Raw genomic sequence first — 21,062 nt, forward strand, 5'->3', positions numbered from 1 at the left:
TCCGGTTGGGGAGTGAGACGGGGGTCGTTGTCGTCCGCCATGGCACGGTGACCTTTCGGGTGTGGGGGCTGAAGTCCTGCGAGGGTGTTCTCACCGCACGCTCTCCAGCGCGCGATTGCAGACCGTGCCGCGTGGGCGAGCGAGGGAGCCGCGTGGGGCCCCAGGCCGCCCAGATGCATGTCCGCGGAACGCGGCGGCCTCGTACGGGGAGCTGTGGCCCGAGACGACGTCGGTCTCTCGGGCTGCTGGTGGCCTACCGCTGACAGGCGGCGACGATGACCAGCAGGAGGAGGGCGATCCCGAGTATCGGCAGGCACCCGAGGGAGTTGGGGTTCTTCTGGTTGATCTCGACGACGCCGCCGAGTGCGAGGCCGGGGTGGTTTTCGGCGTAGTGGGCCGCCGCGAGATCGCCGACCTCGGATTCGGTGGTCCACCGGGTGGCGAACCTGCACTCGCCGCACCGGTACCGGTGTGCCATGTCAACTCCTTGGTGCCGTGGGTCATAGGGGATGAAAGAGGAGTGCGTGAGCACCGAGCGCCGGCGTACGAAGGGCCGGGCCGGAGGGCGCGCTCGCGGGCAAGGGGAGGGAGAGGTGACTGCGCGGCAGCGCACGTGCTGGACGGGCGGCCGGTGTGCGCTCCCCTGTTGCGTCGGTCGCCTGCTGCCGGGAGAAGCGGCCGACGACGCGCACACCGGCCACGTCAGGTGGTGGTGATTCGCTGCGATGATCGAGGTCTCTGCGCGGGAACGCCGGGTGTCGGCGTCAGTCGCGCTGTGGTGCGTCCTCGCACAGCGCCGCGTCCAGCAGCTGCCCCAGCTGCGCGTCCGGGTGCTGGCCGACCTGTACCAACAGGTTGGTGACGAGGGAGACGTAGCGGCCGTCGTCCATGGTCAGGGTGAAGGTCTGGTAGCCCGGGACACCACCGGAGTGGCCCCGCGCCGTACCGCCGCAGGAGGGCTCGTACGTCTGGAGGCCCAGGCCGTAGCCCGTGCCGGGGTTCACCTGCCGGATGGTGCGCATCTCGGCAACGCTCTTCGCGGAGAGGACCTTTCCGGTGTTCAGCGCCTGGTAGAAGGCGCTCAGGTCCTCCAGCGTGGAGATCATGGCTCCCGCGCTGCTGTACAGCGAGGGGTCGTACGTGACCGCCGGCACCCACAGGTAGAAGGAGCCCACCCGGATGCCGTGGTAGCCGTTGACGGCCGGCGTGGGCAGGGTGCGGTCACCGGGTGCGGGGAAGAGCGTGTGGGGCAGACCGAGCGGTTCGATCACGCGTTCGGTCACGACCTCGTGCACCGGCTGTCCCGTCAGCTTCTCGATGAGCATTCCGAGGATGTAGTAGTCGGTGTTGGAGTAGGTGAAGCCTTCACCGGGGGCCGAGACCGGGGGCGAGGCGTCCAGCGCGTACCGCACCAGCGTTGACAGGCTGAAGGTGCCGTCCGGGTTCGACGGAGGCGTCTTCAGCCCGGGCGAGGGGGAGTAGGCGCCGAGACCGCCGGTGTGCTGAAGCAGATGGCGCACGGTGATACGGGTGCCGTCGTAGCCGTTGCCGGTGACGACACCGGGCAGGTAGTCATCGATCGGCGCGTCCAGGGAGGCGCGGCCCTCCTCGGCCAGCTGCAGCACCACCACCGCTGTGAAGGTCTTGGTCTGACTGCCGATACGGATGTATTCGTCGGCCTTGATGGGCCGGTTGGCGTTGATGGTTCCCGTACCCGCCGACAGGGTCCAGGACCCGCTGCCGTTTCCGGCGTGGACGGCGGCGCCGGGCCCCGCTGCCGCCTGGAACGCCTTGAGCGCGGCGAGCGTGTCGGAGTGGTCGGACTCGGTGGTGGCGGCGTGTGCTCCCGAGCTGGAAAGCGTCAGTACCGTCGCGCACACGGCGCCGATGACGGAGGCCATTTTCGTGCCGTTTCGGGTGGTCATTTCGGTGTCCGCTCCTCGGAGAGGTCTCGATCGATCGGGTTTGTGCCGGTCCTGACGGGTTATTTCTTCGCGGCGGCTTCGAAGGCGGCCTTCAGCCGCGGGATGTAGTCGGCGTAGGCCGGGCCCCAGCACCCGTAGGTGTGGCTGCCGTCGCACTGGGAGGACAGGGAGGCGCCATTGCCGTAGTCGACGAGCCGGCTGGGGATGCCGAGCTCGTCCAAGCGGTTCTTGACCGTGTGGGCGGCCGTCGCCGTCTGACCGTCGATCAGGCCCTGGTTACCGGTGTAGAGGGTGACCTGGGTGTTCTTGAGCTTGGACAGGTTGGCCGGGGCGGCGGGGTCGTAGGCGTTCCAGCGGTGGTCCGCGCCCAGGACCGCATACGGCGAGCCGAAGACGGCGTCGCTGTCGACGTACGGTCCGTAGGTCGGGCAGCCCTGGCTGCTCGATGTGCTGAGCGCGCACCAGGCGCCGGGCAGGTTGAGCTCCGTGGCGAGTACGGCCGCGCGGACCGTGGCCATGGAGAAGTCGATTCCGCCAGAGAGGGAGGAGGCGTGGCCGAAGAGGTCGGGTCTGGCCTGGGCGTAGTGGAGTGCGCCGGATCCGCCCATGGACAGCCCGGTGACGGCCCGGTGTTCGCGGTCAGGGAGGGTGCGCAGGTTGGCATCGATGTAGGGGACGACCTGTTCGAGGTGGAAGGTCTCCCAGTTGGCCGCCCCCACGGCGGTGTTCTGCATGTACCAGTCGGCGTACCAGCTCTTGAGACCTCCGTCGGGGACCACGGTGATCATGGCGTCGGAGTGCAGGGCCGGGGCCGCGGCTGCATCGTCCACGTTGCCGCCGCCCCCATGGAGGAAGTACGTCACCGGCCATCGCCGGTCAGGGGCGTCGGCGTACCCGCTGGGCAGGAAGATCCGGATACGGTGCGGGCCGGCCACCTCCGGTGTGGTGACGGTGATCGTGAAGTCGGTGCTGGAGCGTACGTCGGTGCCGTCTGCGACCTGACTCAGGCCGAAGCCGTCCGTGAAGTCGACGCCGGGGACGGCCGGGGCGTCCGCGCGGGCGGCCGGTCCCGAGGACACGGCCGGGAGCAGTGCCGCCGCGAACAGGACGCCGGCGAGGCGACGGTGGCGGGCTGATGGAGGTCTCAAACCGGTGCTCCCTTGTGTGAGGTGGCCGGCGGTCCGCCGGCACGACCACGATGCGGGCCGCCGGGTTCGGAGAACAGGGCATGTGCAGGTCAGGGGGAGGTCATCGGTGACCGGTCATCCGTGACCGGTCGTCTCGATACGCTCGGGCGGTACCGGTGTCGAGGGAAGACGGGGGTCCGGAGTGAGCAATGAGTTAGGCACGCGGATGCGTCAGCTGCGCAAACGCGCCTGCCTGACCCAGGAGCAGCTGGCGGAGCTGGCCGAGGTGAGCGTGAGCACGATCGGCCGGCTGGAGAACGGCAGGCTCCCCGAGCACCGGCTGAGGACGTTGCAGAAGGTGGCGGAAGTCCTGAACGTGAAGCCGGAGGAGTGGCAACGGCTTACCGCGACCCTGGACGGGGAGCCGGCCCCCGCCGGTCCGGTCGAGGTGCTGACACCCGCCGGTATGCGGGGGGAGCCGGCCGCCGCTGCTCAGCCCGAGGAGCCGGTACCGAGCGGTCAGCCGGGGGAACCGGTACCCGCCGTTCAGTCACAGGCTCTGCCGGGGCCCCCGGTACCCGCCGCGCCGCTTCCCGGCCCCGGGCCGGCCATGTCGCCGGCCGGCCCGCTTGTCGACGCCGCGGCCTCACTGGCCCGCGAGGTCGGCCGACGCTGGCAGCGGGAGGAAAAACACCGTCGCGTCCATGACCCGTTCCCGCTGCCCGTGCGATACCAGCCGGCTCCCGCCGCTCTGATGGACCGTCCGGAGAACATCCAGCGCCTGCAGCCAGGAGTCCCTGCCAGGGAGCTGGACCTGAACGGCGACCTGCGGACTGTCGCCGACACCTATCGGAGTATCGAGTCGCAGCGACTGGTCATTCTCGGTCGCGCCGGCTCGGGGAAGTCCATCCTGGCCATCAAGTTCGTCCTTGAGCTCCTCGCGGCCCCGGCTCCCTCCCTCCGGGTGCCGGTCATTCTCAGCATCGGATCCTGGGACCCCCTGGCCATCACACCGCGGGACCTGCTGGTCGACCATCTTCTACGGGACCACCCGCATCTGGCCCGTACGACTCCCGAGGGTGCGACGCTGGCCGCCGAACTCGTCGACTCCGATCTGATTCTCCCCGTCCTGGACGGGTTCGACGAACTCGCCGAAGCCCTGCGCGGCCCCGCGCTGGAGGCACTCAACGCCACGTCGCACCCGGTGGTCCTGACCAGCCGCCAGGACGAGTACGCCAGAGCGGTCCGCGACGTGCACGCGCCTCTGGTGCTGGCAGCCTGCGTCGAACTCGCCGACCTGACCGTCGAGGATCTGGCCGCGTACCTGCCCCGGACCGACCGCCTCGGCGACTCCCTGGGCAGCGGCGGAGTCACAGGCGTGTGGGGTGACGTCCTGGACGCACTCCGGGTCGGTGACACCCCAGCGAGCAGCCGGCTCGGACAGGTACTGGGAACGCCCCTGATGGTCACCCTGGCACGGACGATGTACAGCGAGGTGCCCGGCAACGACCCGGCCGAACTGCTCGACACCGCGAGCTTTCCTACCGGGCGCCACCTTGAGGAACATCTGTTGGCGAACTTCGTGCCCACCGTCTACCGGCACCGCACCCCCGAACGGGCCGACCCTGCCTCCGGACAGCGCAACCGCGACCCCGAGCAGGCCGAACGCTGGCTCGGTTACCTCGCCCACAGCCTGACCACCGGGGCCCACGAGCATGGAGACCTTGCCTGGTGGCGGTTCGGCTCGTCCGTACGGCTGCCGATGCGCATCCTGTACACCGCGCTGATCGGCGGACTGTGCATGTTCGCGGCCAACTGGATTGTCATACTTTTCACCGTTTCCATCGGGTACCAGCGCTCCGTGCAGGCGCCGGCGATGGTCGAGGTGACGGTGTTCGGGCTCTGCTCTGCGGTCGTCTTCGGTCTCGTGCACTGTGCCCTGGCCGCGATGGGCCGTACCGTTGCCGTTCCGACCCAGGTACGACTCAGGTTGGCGGCCGTGGCCCCCGGGGTCGAGCACAGACCGGTTCGTGAGATCCTCACGCGCTTCGGGGTCGGGCTGCTGGGCGGCTCTGGGCTGGGGGTCGCACATGCCTGGTCGAAGGCACTGTTTCGCGCGTTGGCCGGAACCTCTTCGCACGCGGATCTGATCAGAGCGGCGGTTCAGGACACGCTGGCCGCGGGACTGATCTTCGGTCTCACGGCCGGCTTGGCCTTCGGACTCATCGCAGCCTTCGAGGCGCCCGTGGACATCGCGGCCGCGGCCACGCCGATGCGACTGCTGTCCGTCAACCGGTCGACCGCCACCCGGCAGTTCCTCGTGCTGGCTGCCGTTGTCACTGTCGGACTCGCTGTCTGCGGGTACGCCGTCGTCGGCCTGCTCCAGCAGGTGCTGCCCTGGACGCTGCTGTGGCCGCTCGACGCGGCTCTGCTGCTGGGGGCGGTCGGCGGGCTGGGCGGCTCGGCGGCGTACGTGCTCGCACTCACGGCGTGGGGGCAGTGGCTGACGGTGGCCCGGTTCTGGTTGCCGCTGACGCGCAGGCTGCCGTGGGACACCGCCGCCTTCCTGGACGACGCCTATCGCCGGGGGGTGCTCCGGCAGGCCGGTGCCGTGTACCAGTTCCGGCACATCCGGCTGCAGCAACACCTCGCTCGCGTCCACGCCCGCTCCGGCCGCGTCACCAGTTACGTGGAACCGGGCCCGGGGCGCCGCGCACCCGGTGAGAGGGCGTCGTCGGGAGGCCGTTGAGGGGCTGTTCGGTGGCGGCGGCCGGGGTGTGCGGGATCCGCTGCGAACGCCTTCCCGCCGGGTGTCGACGGTCTGAGACTTGGGAAAGGGTGACGCCCCACGCGTAGAGGCCGGCGGGCGCGCTGAGCACGGAATGAGAACCGGCACGGCCTTGCTGGGGTGGCCCGCCGATCAGATGGCTGAGACCGATTGCCGGCAGCCGTCGGTTCGGCGGGCTCCGACCATAGGGCGTGCCACCGACGCTCTTCCGCGGACAATCAAGATCAGACACGGAGGCGTGGGGAGCGGCGACGGGCAGGGCTCGGGCTTCGCGGTTGCGCGATAGGTCGACCCCGGCCCGTCCGCTGGAGCGAGGGATTGTCCGTCAGCGCCCTCCCTGCTTGGTGCGGCGCCCGGCCGAGGGGGCGGGCGGCGGGGGGTCGGGGTTGTCCTTCATCAAGTCCAGCAGCCGGAATGCGCGTTCGCTGGTTTCGCGGGGCGCACACAGCGCGGTCAGGAGCAAGACTCCGACGGTGGCGAGTCGGACGGTGAACAGCACTGCGTCTTTGTCGGTGTCCACCGCGTGCTGGTCTGTGGTCTTCATCGGCGTTCCTCCTGTCATCGAGCCGATGCCCGGCATGCCGGGCGTACGGGCTCAGGTCTACGGTCGTTGAACGTGAAGGGCCTCGTCGAGGCCGCCATCACTCCGTCCGGGCTACGGATCCGCTGCAGATCCCGGGGCCTGCGCAGGGATCTGCGCGAGGTCGGTCCGTGGGTCCCGCAGCGGCTGGCTGTAGTTCAGCCAAGGCGTGGTCTGCCGTCGGGCAGACCCTCGGGGCAACACCTACGCGGCGTCGGCAAGACCGTCGTCAGCGGCCGATCCGGCTGCGCCGATGCCCACGACCTCAAGCGAGACACCGCGCGCGGCCAGCGCCTTCGCGGTCTGAGCGAGGGTGATCTGGGAGAAACCGAAGAGGGAATCAGGGGTGAGCTCGGCTCCGGTCTTCAGGTGGATGGCGAGGACGAGGCGCTTGGGGTGGAAGTCGTCGGGCAGCGTGCGCCGGCCGTCGCTCGCGATGCGAACGCGCTGGGCGAAGGTCGCGCGGGCGACCGCGGAGTCGTACAGAACCTCGACGGCTACCCGGGCCTGGTTGTAGAGGTGGCTGAGGGCACCGGAACCACGGGCCTGCTTGACGAGGACGAGCGTGTCGTCCTGCGTGAGGAAGTCGCAGATCTCGATCTGGTCGCTGGGCTTCGCCGGGTTGGGGATGGTCTTGCAGTCGAGCACGACCCAGTCTTCCCAGCCGGCGGTCCGGGCCGTCTTCCGGTTGTAGGGCGTCTCCGACATTCCGCGAGGCCAGGCCGGCAGGACGACGGAAGGAACGGGAGCGAACAGCCGCTGCACCTCGCTGCGGAGGGAGGCAAGGTACGAGGCCCCGAACTCGTACCAATCGCCGTCCAGCAGGCAGAACACGTGGGAGCCGAGGGAGACGGTGGCCTCGATCCAGCGCAGGGTTCCGACGGTGGCGATCACGTCGTCCGGCGCGCTCCGCCTGCGGCGCTCCCGAAGGAGCTTGACGGTGCCGGACTTGAGGGCTTCGAGGCGGCTCCCGGAGGGGAGATACCGGACGCGGCCGAGCACGTAGCCGAGGTCGAACGCGTCCGACTCGAAGCTCCCGTCGCTGTTGATCCGCGTGCGGTAGGTGACGGCCTCCGCGTCGTTGCGCAGGTGGTCGAAGGGCACGGTCTCGGCGATACGGCCATCGGCGGGCAGGCCGAGCTGGTCGTCCAGCACCCGCTCGAGCTCAGTGAGGATGGTCTTGTCCTTGACCGGGACGATGTGCTCGACGAACTCGAGGTCCTGATGCGGCAGGCGTTCGGTGCAGGCGCGGGCAATCTGGCGGATGTCGGAGACCAGGTCCGCCGGCTCGACTCCGAGGGGCAGGCGCAGTCCGCAGCCGCCCAGTACGGTGAATCCTCCGACCCTGCCCTTGAGGGTCCGCGTGAGCGGGGCGTCGTTGAGGTAGCCGCCGAGGCTGCGCACGATCCGGGTGTGGTCGCTGAGGCCGAGGGCGGGCACGGGAGCACCGTGGGGAACGAGGGAGATGTCCGTGCGGGCCTGGCCGAGAATTCCGGAGACGGCACCGCGGACGAGGGTCGGGTCGATCTCCCGGATCGCGAAGGACAGGCCGAACCGCTTGTCCTTGAGCTGCTCGGGGATGAGCCGGTACCCCTGGTCGCAGCCAATGGCGTACACCTGGCCGTCGACGGCGAGCAGCAGCAGGGCGGCGGTGCGGCGTACGGCCTCGGTGACGGGAATGCCGGTAGTGCGGGCCATCTGCTCGCACCAGCCGGCCTCGTCCTGCTCCATGCCGCAGGTGAGGTAGACCGCCGGCACTCCGAGGCCGTCCGGCGTGTGCAGTTCCGCGCCGAGTTCGCTCAGGTAGTCGTGGTCAAGGGCGTCGTACATGGCTTCCCTGGTGGGGGCCACGCCGTGAAGCCGGTAAAGGGTGCGCGAGACGGTGGTGGGTGCCATGAAGGGCCTCCGGAGTGTTGAGGGTGCGTGAAACGCATGCGGTGGACAACAGATCGGGCCTTACGAGGAGAGCGCGGTGGAAGGAGACGGCCGAGGGGTGGGTTCAGGCCGCGGTGGCGGTCGCGGGGTGGGGCAGCTTCTTGACGGCGTCGCCGATGGCGCGCCGGGCGGTGCGCTCGGCAATGCGGCCGGTCGCCCGGCGCAGGGCGAGGTTGGCGAGGGTGTCGGCCGTCTCGTTGAGTTCGTGGCCTATGTGGCCCTTGAGCCAGCGGACGTCGACGCGTCCGGCGTGCGGGAGGAGCCGTTCGAGGAGGCTGCGGCTTTCGGGGAAGAGCAGGGCCCGGTGTGCGGGGTCGGGCGATCCCTCGGCGAGGGCCGTGTGGAGGCAGGTGACGGCCTGCTTGCTGTCGCACAGAACGACGACCTGCGCGTCGTCGTCAGCGTGCAGGGCCGAGAGCGCCGCTTCACAGATGCCGATGATCTCGGCTTCGCCGCTGTTGGCTGCCATGGAGATGCCGAGGCCGGTGGTGCCGTCCTCGGCGGCCCAGCCGTATCCGCACACAGCGGAGTCGTCTCCGAGAGCGGCGTCGGCGACCATGACGCGGACACCGGGCGGCAGGTCGGCGAGGAGCGCGTACCGGTCGTCGGCTTCGGGAAGGGGCGAAGCCGCGTCTGTGTCCTCCGCAACAGGCGGAACGCCTTCCTCCCCTGCCTCCTTCGGCGGGTCTGCCACCTGCAGTGTGCCAACGAGTGCGGTGTGGCATCGCGGGCAGTTCGCGGGGCGGTCCGCGCAGCCAACCTGATGGGCTCGGACCGCTTCCCGTACCGCTGATGTCGCCTCGGGGCGGAGATCGGCCATCAGCGCGTAAGCCGTGACGTGCGCTGCGGTGATCCTGGCGCCGAGGTCACCGGCCGACGCCAGGCGCCGGATCCGGCAGGAGAGCCGGAAGGCCAGGTACTTGGCCTCCCGCGCCCGGCAGGCCAGCAAGGCCAAGTCCTCGTACGCGTCCTCCAGGGCGTCGAGTGCCCCGTGGCGGGCATGGGGCGGGCGGGCAAGGGCGCGGAGCTCGGCCTGCGCGATTGCGTAGCGGCCCCAGGCGAGGGCCGCGGAGGCGAGCCGGTGCCACCGTTCGACGACCGCGTCGTGGGTGAGTCTGCTGTCCTCCTCCTCCCGCGCGTCCCGCAGCAGGGCGGCGACGAAGACCGCGTCGTCACACTCGACCAGTTCTCGTACCGGGGCCGGGACTTCACCGGTGAGGACACCGTGCTCGAGGGCCCAGGCGCCGGCAGCGCCGCTGGGCATGTTCAGGACCGACTCGGGGAGTCCGAGGTCGGCACAGGCGGTCCGCAGGCAGTCCTGGTGGATGGAGGGCAGTACCGCTCGGGTGACGCGGATGTCCAGTCGCTCCGAGGCGCGACTCAGCCCGGCGTGTGCTTGCCCGCGCACTCGGCGGCAGACGGCTTCGGCTTCGCTGCGGGCGGCGGCCAGCCTGCGGGCTTCCCGCCGCAGCGGTCGCAGACGATCGGACGGGCCGGGCCCGAGTTCCGCGCGTCGTACCGCGCCGCGGGCCCGGGTGTACGCGTGGGTGAGCGCGACGGCGATCGGCTCGGCGAGACCGGGGTCGGCCAGCGATTCCAGTGTCGCCGCGTCCGCGGTGCCGTTCATGCGCCGCAGCACTGCCTCCTGGAGAGCCGTGAAGTCGTCGGCCAGGTGCTGCGCGAGGCTCTTGGTTCGGACCATGACACACATTCCTCTCAGGTCGGGTGATCAGCGGGATGCGAGAACAGGCGGAAGGACGAGGCTCGAATCGAGAGCGGAGATCGGGGCCGGCAGGCGGAGACCGGTTGCGCGAAGTCGGGCCCAGGGCCATCTGCGGTCATAGAAAACGGAGTGAAATCGTCCGAATTTGTCACGCACTGCTCGCCGAGAGCGAGCGCCATCGGAGACGGTGGCGGCGGCGATGGGGACTACGAAAGGGCGGGCAGCGTCATCCGACGCGCGTCCACTCCTGGCACAACTTGGTCTGGAAGTACTCGCCCTTGTTGAGCGTCACCCGCCCGGGGCCGCTCAGGTTGTTGTTGGCGATGATCGCGTCGAACTCGCCGCTTGCGTCCTTGAGGCGGGCCCAGTAGCAGCCGAAGTCACCGGACGGGCCGGCGCTCTTGTACGTCCCGGCCTTGATGTCCTCGCCGACCAGGTACTCGCCTTCGCCGCTGACACTGGTCGCGGGGCCGGCCTCCTCGGTCTCTTCCGGCTCCGCGGTGACGGTCTCCACGACGGTCTCGGTGACCGCCGGAACGGCTTCCGCCTCTGCCGTCTCGGTCACCGTCGCGGCGGGCGCCGACGAGGCTCCGGTGGAGCCGGGAGCAGCCTTCGCTCCCGATTCGCCCTGCCCGCCCATCCCGGCCCCGATCAGGAGCGAGACGAGGGCTGTCGCTCCGTATGTGAGCCACGCCTTGCGACGGCTCGCCTTCCTCGGCGGGCCCGGCACGTCCATGAAGCCGGGTACCGGGGTCGGGGCGGGCTGCTGAGGAGGCGGGGGGAAGGTCATGTCGGTCTCCAGGTCTGCCAGTTCGGCGCCGGACTCGAGTGAGGCCGGTGTCCCGATCGATGTCGTCGTGCTGACAGGGACCAAAGTGGCAGAACTCAAAGCGCATGGTGCCTTGCAAAGTCGATAACCCGGGTTATCAGACCTCCAAAATTGAATGAACGATCCCGCAAGTACTGTGTGCGGTGTTCTGAGTTCCGCATCCGCGAAGGGTGTCGGGAGCATCCATGAGGAGGGAGCTGAGCGGCATGACCGGTGCCCATGGAGCGGCTGCTCCCATCCTGCCGGAGGTTATGTCCGGGCGGATCAGTTACGCGGAAATCGGAACACTCGCGCAGGTCAAACGGCCCGTCGTCACCACCTGGGCCCGCCGGCACTCCGACTTTCCGCAGCCCGTCGAGTACGAGGGCGGCAGGCCGGTCTTCGACGGCCGTGCTGTCGTCGAATGGCTCCTGACCACTGGCCGGGGAAACACCGACGCCCGCCAGCTCCGTGCCGAACTGGCTCTGCACACCTTGTCCTCTTGGTGCCGACGGATGCCCGCCAGGACGATGCTCGACGGCGTGACGGCGCTGATCCACCTGCGGCACGAACTGGACGAGCCCCTGGCCGATCTCGGCTGGGACGTGCTCCTGCAACGGGCCGACGAGATCGACTTCGAGGACACGTACATCCGCCAGGAGGTATTCGCGCTCACCGCTGACGACGAGGCCGGGCCGGCTCTCACGGGCCTCGCCGACGAGCTCGTCGAAGCGGCCTACTCCCCCGCCGAGGCCGTCGAGTGGGTCATGGAGGCCCGCCGCCGACTGGGCTGCCACGACCTCGCCATGGACGAGCCCGCACCCGCCGTCACCACGGCTCTGGCCCGCCTCTCCGGCATCGCCGCTCTGAACGAGGACGCCGAAGACCTCACCGTCGCCGTTCCCTACGCGAACAGCGGCGACCTCCTGGTGGCCCTGCACGCGCAGACCGACCCCGAGGTTCGCCCTTTCTTCCTCGCCGCCGAACCCGCCCAGGACCTCGCCCGTCTCGCTCGCCGCCGCATGCTCGTACGCGGCGTCCAGGAGTACGAGCTGGACATGGCCGACGGTCAGCACCTGGCGACCGACGACTGGGGGTATCCACGGATCCTTGTCTGTGTCCTTCCCTACGAGGCGGCCGAGGCACGGAGCCCGCTCGCCGTTCTCCAGCAGGTCCAGGACCTGACCGATCTGCTGACCGACCACTGCACGGCCGTCGTCCTCGGCCCTTCCGATGCCCTGGTCCACGCGCTGCCCCCGCAGGAGGAGGCCGACCGCCTGCGGCGCTCCTTCCTCACCGAGGGCCTCCTCAAGGCCGCCGTCAGCCTCCCCGAGGGCGCTGTCCCGTACCGTCCCGCCTACCGCACCGCGATCTGGGTCCTCTCCCGCACGCCGAAGGACGAGCGGCGCGGTGAAGTCTTGCTCGCGGATCTCTCCTCCAAGCCGCTCACGGCACCCGCCCTGGACGCCCTGGTCGACGACCTCGACATCTTCCGCGCCGCGGGCTGGAGGACCGACAGACGCCACGAGCCCCGCAACGGCGAAATCCTCGCCGCGACCGGACTCCGTGACCGGCCCGGCACTGCCTTCGCCCCCCAGCACCGCACGGCCGCCCGTCGCTATACGCGCGCGGTCGTGGAGCGTCCGGCCCGTATCTCGGACCTGGAACTGCGTCTGACCCAGCTCGCCGACAAGACGCGCCTCGAACTCTCCCTCACGGCCGAGCTCAAGGCGCACGCCGTCCTGCGTCCCGAGGAGCTTCCCTTCCGGCGCACCAGCGTGTCGGTCCTCGTCAAGCAGCGTCGTCTGCGTCGGCTCCCCGGTCACCGCATCGCCGCCGAGCACCTGACCGTCGACGGCCACTACCCCGTGCTGACCCCCGACGAGATCACCGGCTTCGGCGCCGGAGGAGCCCGCCGTATCGATCGCGGCGTGCTCCTCACCGCCTACGAGCACGCCGAGTTCACCCAGCCCGGCGACGTGGTGGTCACAGCCACCCCGTCGTTCGGCGCGTGTGTGGACGAAGAGGGCCTGTCTGTGGTCGGCTTCCCGGCGCGCGTGCTGCGGGTACGGCCTGACGCCGAACGCCCCGTACGGCCGCGCGTGCTCGCAGCGCTGCTCCGGGCCGCCGCGGCGGAGAACGCGCGGGTCGGTGGCGCGGTGCGGGCGGCCCGCCGCATAGAGGACCTCCCGATCCCCGATCTGGACCAGGACGAGGCCGACCGCTACGAGGCCCTCCTAGCCGAGATCGGCCGCCGCACCGCCCTGCTCCGGCAGCAGACCGCGGCTCTGGACGACCTCGCCGCGCTGACCGCCGCCGGCCTCACCGACGGCACCCTCACACTCATCGAACCGCCCGCATCCTTCCGTTCCTGACCTCCCTAAGGAGACCCGAGACCCCATGCCCCCGCGACAGAAGAACCCCGTCGACCAGGTGGAACTGTTCACCGCCTCGACCGCGAAAGAGATCCAGGCCATCCTCTGGAAGGCTGCCGACAAGCTGCGCGGCTCCATGGACGCCGCTCAGTACAAGGAGTTCGTCCTCGGTCTGATCTTCCTCAAGTACATCTCCGACGCCTTCGACGAGCGCCGTGAGCAGCTCGCCAAGGAGCTCGCCGACGACGGGATCTCCGAGGACCGCCTCGCGGAGTTCCTGGAGGACCAGGACGAGTACACCGGCCACAACGTCTTCTGGGTCCCTGAGACCGCCCGCTGGTCCTGGATCGCCGCCCACGCCAAGAGCAAGGGCGTCGGCCTCCTCCTCGACGAGGCCATGGACGTCATCATGCGGGCGAACCCCTCGCTGACCGCCGTCCTCCCGAAGATCTTCAACCGGGACAACGTCGACCAGAAGCGGCTGGCCGAGCTCGTCGACCTCATCAGCGACGCCCGCTTCGGCGGCGGCAGCGACGGCAAGCCGGCCCAGGACGTGCTCGGCGAGGTCTACGAGTACTTCCTCGGCAACTTCGCCCGTGCGGAGGGCAAGCGCGGCGGTGAGTTCTACACGCCGAGCAGCGTGGTCCGTCTCATCGTCGAGATCCTGGAACCCTACGAGGGCCGGGTGTACGACCCGGCCTGCGGCTCCGGCGGCATGTTCGTCCAGGCCGGCAAGTTCATCGAGGCGCATCGCGGTCGCGGCCACAAGTCGGACATCGCGGTCTACGGCCAGGAGCTCAACGAGCGCACCTGGCGCCTGGCCAAGATGAACCTCGCCATCCACGGCATCGACGGGGATCTCTCCACCCGCTGGGGCGACACCTTCGACCAGGACCGGCACCCGGACCTCAAGGCCGACTTCGTCATGGCCAACCCCCCGTTCAACATCAAGGACTGGTCGAGGAACGAGAACGACCCGCGCTGGAAGTACGGGGTCCCGCCGAAGGCCAACGCGAACTACGCGTGGCTCCAGCACATCCTCAGCAAGCTCGGTGAGCGCGGTACGGGTGGCGTCGTCCTCGCGAACGGCTCGATGAGCAGCCAGCAGAGCGGTGAGGGCGAGATCCGCCGGGCGATGATCGAGGCGGACCAGGTGGCGTGCATGGTGGCCCTGCCGTCGCAGCTGTTCCGTACAACCCAGATCCCGGCCTGCCTGTGGTTCCTGGCCAAGGACAAGGGCCCACAGGGCCCGAAGCGCCTGGCCGACCGGCGCGGCGAGATCCTCTTCATCGACGCACGCGGCCTGGGCGAGATGATCGACCGTACCGAACGTGACCTGACGGCAGCCAACCTCGCGAAGATCGCGGACACGTATCACGCGTGGCGCGGGACGCAGTCGGCACGCGAGGAGGGGCTTCCGTACGCGGACGAGCCCGGCTTCTGTGCCTCGGCCGACCTGGCAACGGTTCGTGAGCACGGTTATGTGTTGACGCCGGGACGGTACGTGGGCGCGATCGACGTGGAGGAAGTGGGTGCGGAGGCGATCGCGGAGAGGATCGCGAAGCTGACCGAGGAGCTGTTCGAGCTCTTCAACAAGTCGGACGAGTTGACCGTCGTGGTCCGGAACCAGCTGAAGGGAATCCGATGACCGAATGGAAAGTTGCGACTATCGACCAAGTCGCAAGTACCGTCACAAAAGGAACCACGCCGACTAGCCTGGGTTATGAATTTCATGCCACGGGGATCCCCTTCGTGAAGGTGGAGTCCATCACGCCAGGTGGAATCATCAATCAGAAGAAACTCGCCTACATCTCCGAAGATGCGCATGAACACCTGAAGCGCTCGCAGCTCAAGGTCGACGACGTGCTGTTCACGATCGCAGGGACCATCGGGCGTGTGGCACGAGTCCTTCCGAGTGACATTCCTGCGAATACCAATCAGGCAGTAGCGATTGTCCGACCCGACAGCACGAAGGTCAGTCCTCGTTTTGTGCTGTACTGCCTTCGTGATGAGCAGCGCATTATGCGGGCCCAGTCGCGGGTCGTGCAGTCCGTACAGGCCAACCTGAGCCTAAGCGAACTCAAGTCCGTTGAAATTCCGCTGCCGTCGCTGGACGAGCAGAGGGCGATCGTTTCGGTACTCGGAGCGTTGGACGACAAGATCGCGGTGAACGAGCGCATCGCGGCCACAGCCCGCGAGCTGGGTATGACCCTCTTCTTCCAGGCAGTTCAAGGAGGCGACTTGATCGATGTCGAGGTCGGTTCCATCGCAACTTCCCTCACCCGTGGAGTCGCACCAAAATACTCAGAGTCTCCCGATGAACTCCTCGTCCTCAACCAAAAGTGCATCCGCGACGGACGCGTAAATCTCTCCCCTGCCCGGAGAACACTCGGCAGCAAGGTGGCAACTCCAAAGCTATTGCAGCACAATGATATCTTGATCAACTCCACTGGCGTCGGCACTCTGGGCCGGGTCGCGCGTTGGACATCAAATATCAAAGCGACGGTGGACTCTCATATCACCATCGTGCGATTCGACGCCCAACAGGTCGACCCCGTATGTGCGGGATTTGCGATCTTGCGAGCTCAGCCTGAGATTGAGGCCATGGGCGAGGGCAGTACCGGCCAGACAGAGCTGCGTCGAACCCAGGTAGGCGGGTTGGAGTTCTCCCTACCCAGCCCTGCCCGCCAGCGTGAGCTCCGCATCAAGCTCGACTCGCTTGAAGAGCGCGCGGACCAGGCCCTTGCCGAGTCCCGCACACTTGCCGGTCTCCGCGACACCCTCCTCCCCCAGCTCATGTCGGGCCGCCTTCGCGTCAGAGATGCCGAGAAGATGATCGAGGACCAGGTATGACAGCACACGGTGAGCACGACCACGGCACGAACAACTTCCGCCCCCTGGAGATCGACTGGGAGCACCTCGCGCTCGAAGAGCTGCTGGAGCTCGACTGGCCGAAGGCCGAGGGCAATGAACTCGCCCCCGGTTCCGGTCACCGCGCGTCCTGGGACGATTTGATCCTGTACTCCGATCTCCACGAGGCGATCGAGCGGCTGAACCCCTCCCTCTCCCCCGACGCCGTGCGCGACGCCGTCGCGACCGCCGCGACGCCTGCCTCCCAGGACGCGTACGAGGAGAACCGGGCCGCGCACGGCTTCCTGACCGGTGGCATTCGCTCCGTCACGTACGTCGACGCCCTCGGAGCCGAGCACAACCCGACTATCCGTGTCGTCGACCTCGACGATACGGACGCCAACACCTACCGCGCCGTCCGCCAGGTGACCGTCATCGACGGCGAGCGGAACCGTCGCTTCGACCTCGTCCTCTACGTCAACGGGCTGCCGCTCGCCGTCATCGAGCTGAAGCGGGCCGGCGACGAGGACGCCACCCTCGAGACCGCGCACGCGCAGATCAGCCGGTATGCCGAGGAGTTCCCGACCGCGTTCCGGTACAACGCGGTGGTCCTCCTCTCCGACGGGATAACTGCCAAGTACGGCACCCCCTTCACGCCCTACGAGCACTTCGCTCCGTGGAACACCGACGAGTTCGGCGCCCGTGTGGAGACGCTGGAGAGCGACGGCCTGGCCGAGACGGGTCAGTCTCTTGCGCTGCACGGGCTCTTCGCGCAGCCCCGGTTCCTCTCGCTCGTGAAGTCCTTCATCAACTTCGTGCCCGCCAAGCGCATGAAGCGGATCGCCAAACCTCACCAGTACTTCGCGGTCACCCGCGCCTCCGACGCCGTCCGCGACGCCGCGGCCAGTGACGGCAGGGCCGGCGTGGTCTGGCACACCCAGGGCTCGGGCAAGTCCGAGGAGATGGTGCTGACGACGAACCTCGTCAGCCGGGATCCCCTCCTGCACAACCCCACCGTCGTGGTCATCACCGACCGGAACGACCTCGACGACCAGCTGTACTCCACGTTCCTGGAGAGCCAGGTCCTGCCCGAGGCTCCTCGGCAGATCGGCACCCGCGCCGAGCTGCGCGAGGAACTCGCCGCCAAGCGCACCGGCGGCATCCTCTTCACCACGCTCCAGAAGTTCGGCAGGACCAAGCAGGAGAAGGAGTCGGGAACCGACCACCCGCTCCTCTCCGACCGGCGGAACATCGTCGTCGTCGTCGACGAGGCCCACCGCAGCCACTACGACAACCTCGACGGCTACGCCCGCCACCTGCGCGACGCGCTCCCGCACGCCACGCTTCTCGCCTTCACCGGCACCCCGATCTCCGAGGCCGACCGCGACACCCGCGATGTCTTCGGCGACTACATCGACGTGTACGACCTCAAGCGGGCCGCCGACGACGGCGCGACCGTGAAGGTCTACCACGAGAGCCGCGTCGTCCAGCTCGTCCTCGACCGGGATGTCGATCCCACCACCATCGACGCCGAGGCCGACCGCATCACCGACGGCCTGGACGACACCGAGCGCCGGCGCGTCGAGCAGCTCGTCGCCACGATGAACGCGATGTACGGCGCGCCGGCCCGTATCCGCGATCTGACCGCCGACCTGGTCGAGCACTGGGAGGCCCGCCGCGAGCGCATGAAGGCGTTCGTCGGGGTGTCCGAGGAGCCCGGTGGCGCGGCCGGCAAGGCGATGATCGTCTGTGCCACCCGTGACATCTGCGTCAGCGTGTACGACGCCCTGCGCGAACTGCGGCCCGAGTGGCACAGCGACGAGGTCGACAAGGGCTCCATGAAGATCGTCTTCTCCTCGGACTCCCGCAAGGACCCCGCACGCCTGCGCACCCACGCCCTGCGCGGATCCCAGCGGAAGGCCGTCATCAACCGGGCCAAGGACCCCGACGACGCGCTGGAACTCCTCATCGTCAACAACATGCTCCTGACCGGCTTCGACGCCCCGCCGATCCACACCATGTATCTGGACCGCCCGCTCAAGGGCGCCAACCTGATGCAGGCCCTGGCCCGGGTCAACCGGCGCTTCCGCTCGAAGCAGGACGGCCTCCTCGTCGGCTACGCCCCTCTCACGGAGAACCTCCAGCGGGCGATCGCCGAGTACTCCGAACCCGACCAGGAAGACCGGACGCTCGGTCAGGACATCGACCGGGCGCTGGACGAGCTGCGCAACGAGTACGAGATCCTCGACGGCATCCTGCACGGCTGGGACTGGCGCGGCCGTCTCGCCAAGCCCTCCCAGCGGGCGTTCATCGAAGCGGCTCTCAGCACCGCGAACCACCTCCGCGACCCGCGCACTCCCGGCAACAACCCGGAGACGCTCGACAACCCCAACGAGACCCTGAGTCGCCGCTTCCGCGAGCACGCCCACCGCCTGGAGCGCTTCTTCGCGCTCGCCGGCTCCTCCGCCGACATCGGCTCCCGGTTCCCGGACCAGCCGCAGTGGAAGCGTGACATCCAGTTCCTCGTCGAGGTCCGCGCCTACATGGCCAAGCTCGACGCCATGGACCGCGAGGCGCGCGGCCTGCCGGTGGCCCGCGACGTCGCCCTGTACCTCGCCCAGCTGACCTCGGCCGTCGTCGAGACCGGCGAGGTGACCGACCTCTTCGCCGAGGCCGGCCTGGAGACGGCCGACCTGACCCACCTCAACGACGCCCTCGTCGCCCAGCTCCAGAAGAGCGACACGCCTCACCTGGCCGCCGAAGCGCTGCGTCGCCTCGTCGAGCAGAAGATGCGCGAGGTCACCCGGCACAACATCGTCCGGCAGACCGCGTTCTCCGACCGCCTCCAGGACCTCATGGTCACGTACATGCGGCAGCAGCTCACCAGCGCGGAAATCATCGCCAAGCTGGTCGAGATGGCCAAGGAGATCGCGAACGACGCGAAGCGCGGCGACCAGTTCGACCCCCGTCTGAGCCACGACGAACTCGCCTTCTATGACGCCGTCGCCGACCTCGGATCCGCGCGTGAGCTGATGGGCGACGAGGTCCTCTCCGGTATCGCCCGCGATCTCGTCGTGCAGATCCGCAAGAACCTCAAGCCCGACTGGATCGCCCGCGAGCCGGTCCGCGCCAAGCTCCGCAGCACCATCAAGCGCCTCCTGGCCAGGCACGGCTACCCGCCGGCCCAGGCCCCCGCGGCCATCGACCTCGTCCTGAAGCAGATGGAGCACTTCGCCAACGAGTGGGCCGCCGACGGAAACGCCGGCGACTGACGTCCTGGCCGAAGAGCCCGTCCATCTTCGAGGCCGCCGACGGGACCGTGTGGTCCGCAAGGGGCTAGTCATGGTTGCGCGCAGGGGCGGTACGACCACATGGCAACAACTCGCCCAACAGATCGACCCTGGGCTGCGTCATCTCTCTGACAGCTCACTGCGCAATCTGCTCGTGGAAGCAGATCACCCGGTGAGCGAGAACGCGGTGCCCTTGAGCGTACTGGTCCTGGCGCCCCGGGGGGCAGAAGAAGTTGCCGTACCTGAGTGCGGTGCGGTTCTACGGGACCTCGGCATTGATGCCCCCGTGTCGAAGCGGAGATTCAGTGGTGGAGCACGGAAGCGATCCGCCGAATCCACGCCGTCTACGAGCAACGCAAGACCTCGCCCCCGGACGCGGTATCTCCCCCCGTGATCACGCGTCCCCCCGGAGGCCGCCCGGCTCGACGACCCGGACAGCCCCGCCTATCGCCGCCTGCACTCGCGGTGGCACACCGTCATGGACAGTGGCCTCCAGCCGGAGTCCGTCGGCGACGTCGTCACCCGCGCCGGCCGGCGCGCAGGAATCGAGATCCGCTTCACCGGCCACAGTCCCCGCCGCGGCCCGGCCACGTCCTCCCGGCTGAAGGGCCACGGCCAGATCGTCATCGCCAAGCAGGGAGGATGGGCCTCCCATTCGATGGTGCTGGCCGGGTACCTGGAGATCGTTGACCAGTGGGAGGACAACGCCCTGATCGACGTGCTGCAGAGCTCGGCCAAGCCGAAGGGCCGTACCAGACCAGTCAGGGTCGGTACGGCCCCTTCGGCTCTCAAAAGGAGGCGACGGGGGCGAGGTGCTTTGCTACCCGCCCTTACGAGGCCCGGGAATCTTCGGCAGAAGGTCCCACAGAGGTCGGCCGCCGCCGGCCCAGGCCGCCAGGATCTGGCGGTCGGCCAGGTGCATGTGGAGCTGCACGGCCAGTGGCGCGCAGCGGGTGGAGAACCGGCCGTTGGTGACGACCAGGACCACGTCGGCACCGTACAGCTGGCGGGCGGTGCCGTTGACCCGCTGGAGGTCCGGTGTCCCGACGGCCGAGCCCTGGGCACCGGCCTTCCTGTGCTTGCACTGGATTACCCAGGCACGGCCCATCGGATCGGTGGCAAGAACGTCGGCACCGTTGTCCCCGGCCCCGCCAATCTGGCGGGCATCGGTACAGCCGTCACGGAGCATCAGGTCGCGTACCGCGTACTCGAAGTCCCGGTGGTGCAGGGCGTCCAGCTGCGGAAGGGCGTAGCGCAGCGCTTGCTGCTGTACCCGGGCCCACGCTCGTTGCTGCTGGTGCCGGTGCCCCCACCAGGCCCCGCCCCCCGCCGCTACGGCCGCCAGCAGGACGAGCACCCACCAGTGTGCCGCGAGCCAGGTGACCACCGCCCACGCCACCGCGGCAGCCATGGCCCCGGCGCCCAGGAGCACCAGGAGGTCATCCTGCTGTTTCCGCTTGCTCGGACGCCGCTTACGGGGACGCCGTGCCGGCGGACGGCGCGCGGTCACCGCCCGGCCCCGGACGAAGGAAAGGAGATCGGGTAGGACACTGTCGGCTTCGGTAACGGCTGCGGGTTCTTCCAAGCGGGGAACTTGACCGGATACACACCAGGGGTCGGCCGAGGATACGGCATTCCGTCAGTGCCGCCGGACGGGGCAG

13 protein-coding genes are annotated in these 21,062 nt (G+C 68.9%); 5 read left to right on the forward strand and 8 right to left on the reverse strand.

The window, feature by feature from the left end; genetic code table 11:
• Window positions 1–253: 253 nt before the first annotated feature.
• The 3 genes from OG446_RS02965 to OG446_RS02975 form a co-directional block, all read right to left on the reverse strand.
• On the reverse strand, window positions 254–478 hold the full coding sequence (locus tag OG446_RS02965) for a hypothetical protein (RefSeq protein ID WP_328892538.1): 225 nt from the start codon (window positions 476–478) through the stop codon (window positions 254–256).
• 286 nt (window positions 479–764) lie between these two features.
• Window positions 765–1,925 carry a serine hydrolase domain-containing protein gene (locus tag OG446_RS02970; protein WP_328892539.1) on the reverse strand — a complete coding sequence of 387 codons (1,161 nt, stop codon included), beginning with the start codon at window positions 1,923–1,925 and terminating at the stop codon, window positions 765–767.
• A gap of 59 nt (window positions 1,926–1,984) precedes the next feature.
• Window positions 1,985–3,073, reverse strand: a complete 1,089-nt coding sequence (locus OG446_RS02975; protein WP_328892540.1) for an alpha/beta hydrolase — start codon at window positions 3,071–3,073, stop codon at window positions 1,985–1,987.
• Between the two features lie 181 nt (window positions 3,074–3,254).
• Here OG446_RS02975 and OG446_RS02980 point away from each other — a divergent pair, with 181 nt between their 5' ends.
• The gene (locus OG446_RS02980; protein WP_328892541.1) at window positions 3,255–5,801 is read left to right on the forward strand and encodes a helix-turn-helix domain-containing protein; all 2,547 of its coding nucleotides are present in this window, start codon (window positions 3,255–3,257) and stop codon (window positions 5,799–5,801) included.
• 364 nt (window positions 5,802–6,165) lie between these two features.
• Here OG446_RS02980 and OG446_RS02985 read toward each other — a convergent pair whose 3' ends face one another.
• From OG446_RS02985 to OG446_RS03000, 4 genes are all read right to left on the reverse strand, one after another.
• A complete protein-coding gene (locus tag OG446_RS02985; protein ID WP_328892542.1) occupies window positions 6,166–6,384 on the reverse strand; it encodes a hypothetical protein in 219 nt (72 codons plus the stop codon).
• A 240-nt stretch (window positions 6,385–6,624) separates the two neighbouring features.
• Window positions 6,625–8,316 (reverse strand): TIGR04141 family sporadically distributed protein, encoded by a 1,692-nt coding sequence (locus OG446_RS02990; RefSeq protein ID WP_328892543.1) that lies wholly within the window; start codon window positions 8,314–8,316, stop codon window positions 6,625–6,627.
• A 103-nt stretch (window positions 8,317–8,419) separates the two neighbouring features.
• Window positions 8,420–10,057: an RNase H family protein gene (locus OG446_RS02995; protein ID WP_328892544.1), complete on the reverse strand. Its 1,638-nt coding sequence runs from the start codon at window positions 10,055–10,057 to the stop codon at window positions 8,420–8,422.
• 247 nt (window positions 10,058–10,304) lie between these two features.
• Window positions 10,305–10,868, reverse strand: coding sequence for a hypothetical protein (locus OG446_RS03000; protein ID WP_328892545.1), 564 nt, complete (start codon window positions 10,866–10,868; stop codon window positions 10,305–10,307).
• 290 nt (window positions 10,869–11,158) lie between these two features.
• Here OG446_RS03000 and OG446_RS03005 point away from each other — a divergent pair, with 290 nt between their 5' ends.
• Genes OG446_RS03005 through OG446_RS03020 form a run of 4 tightly spaced genes read left to right on the forward strand, consistent with a single transcriptional unit; the run spans window position 11,159 to window position 19,383 of the window.
• Window positions 11,159–13,261, forward strand: a complete 2,103-nt coding sequence (locus tag OG446_RS03005; protein WP_328892546.1) for a hypothetical protein — start codon at window positions 11,159–11,161, stop codon at window positions 13,259–13,261.
• A 25-nt stretch (window positions 13,262–13,286) separates the two neighbouring features.
• Window positions 13,287–14,909, forward strand: a complete 1,623-nt coding sequence (locus OG446_RS03010; protein WP_328892547.1) for a class I SAM-dependent DNA methyltransferase — start codon at window positions 13,287–13,289, stop codon at window positions 14,907–14,909.
• On the forward strand, window positions 14,906–16,114 hold the full coding sequence (locus OG446_RS03015; protein ID WP_328892548.1) for a restriction endonuclease subunit S: 1,209 nt from the start codon (window positions 14,906–14,908) through the stop codon (window positions 16,112–16,114). Before OG446_RS03010 ends, OG446_RS03015 begins: the two co-directional genes overlap by 4 nt.
• Window positions 16,111–19,383 carry a type I restriction endonuclease subunit R gene (locus OG446_RS03020; protein WP_328892549.1) on the forward strand — a complete coding sequence of 1,091 codons (3,273 nt, stop codon included), beginning with the start codon at window positions 16,111–16,113 and terminating at the stop codon, window positions 19,381–19,383. The genes OG446_RS03015 and OG446_RS03020 overlap by 4 nt, the downstream gene beginning before the upstream one ends.
• A gap of 838 nt (window positions 19,384–20,221) precedes the next feature.
• On the opposite strand, the gene OG446_RS03025 is transcribed toward OG446_RS03020, so the two are convergent.
• The gene (locus tag OG446_RS03025) at window positions 20,222–20,833 is read right to left on the reverse strand and encodes a restriction endonuclease (protein WP_328892550.1); all 612 of its coding nucleotides are present in this window, start codon (window positions 20,831–20,833) and stop codon (window positions 20,222–20,224) included.
• Window positions 20,834–21,062 lie beyond the last annotated feature (229 nt).

The organism is Streptomyces sp. NBC_00236, assembly GCF_036195045.1.
Taxonomy (GTDB): domain Bacteria; phylum Actinomycetota; class Actinomycetes; order Streptomycetales; family Streptomycetaceae; genus Streptomyces.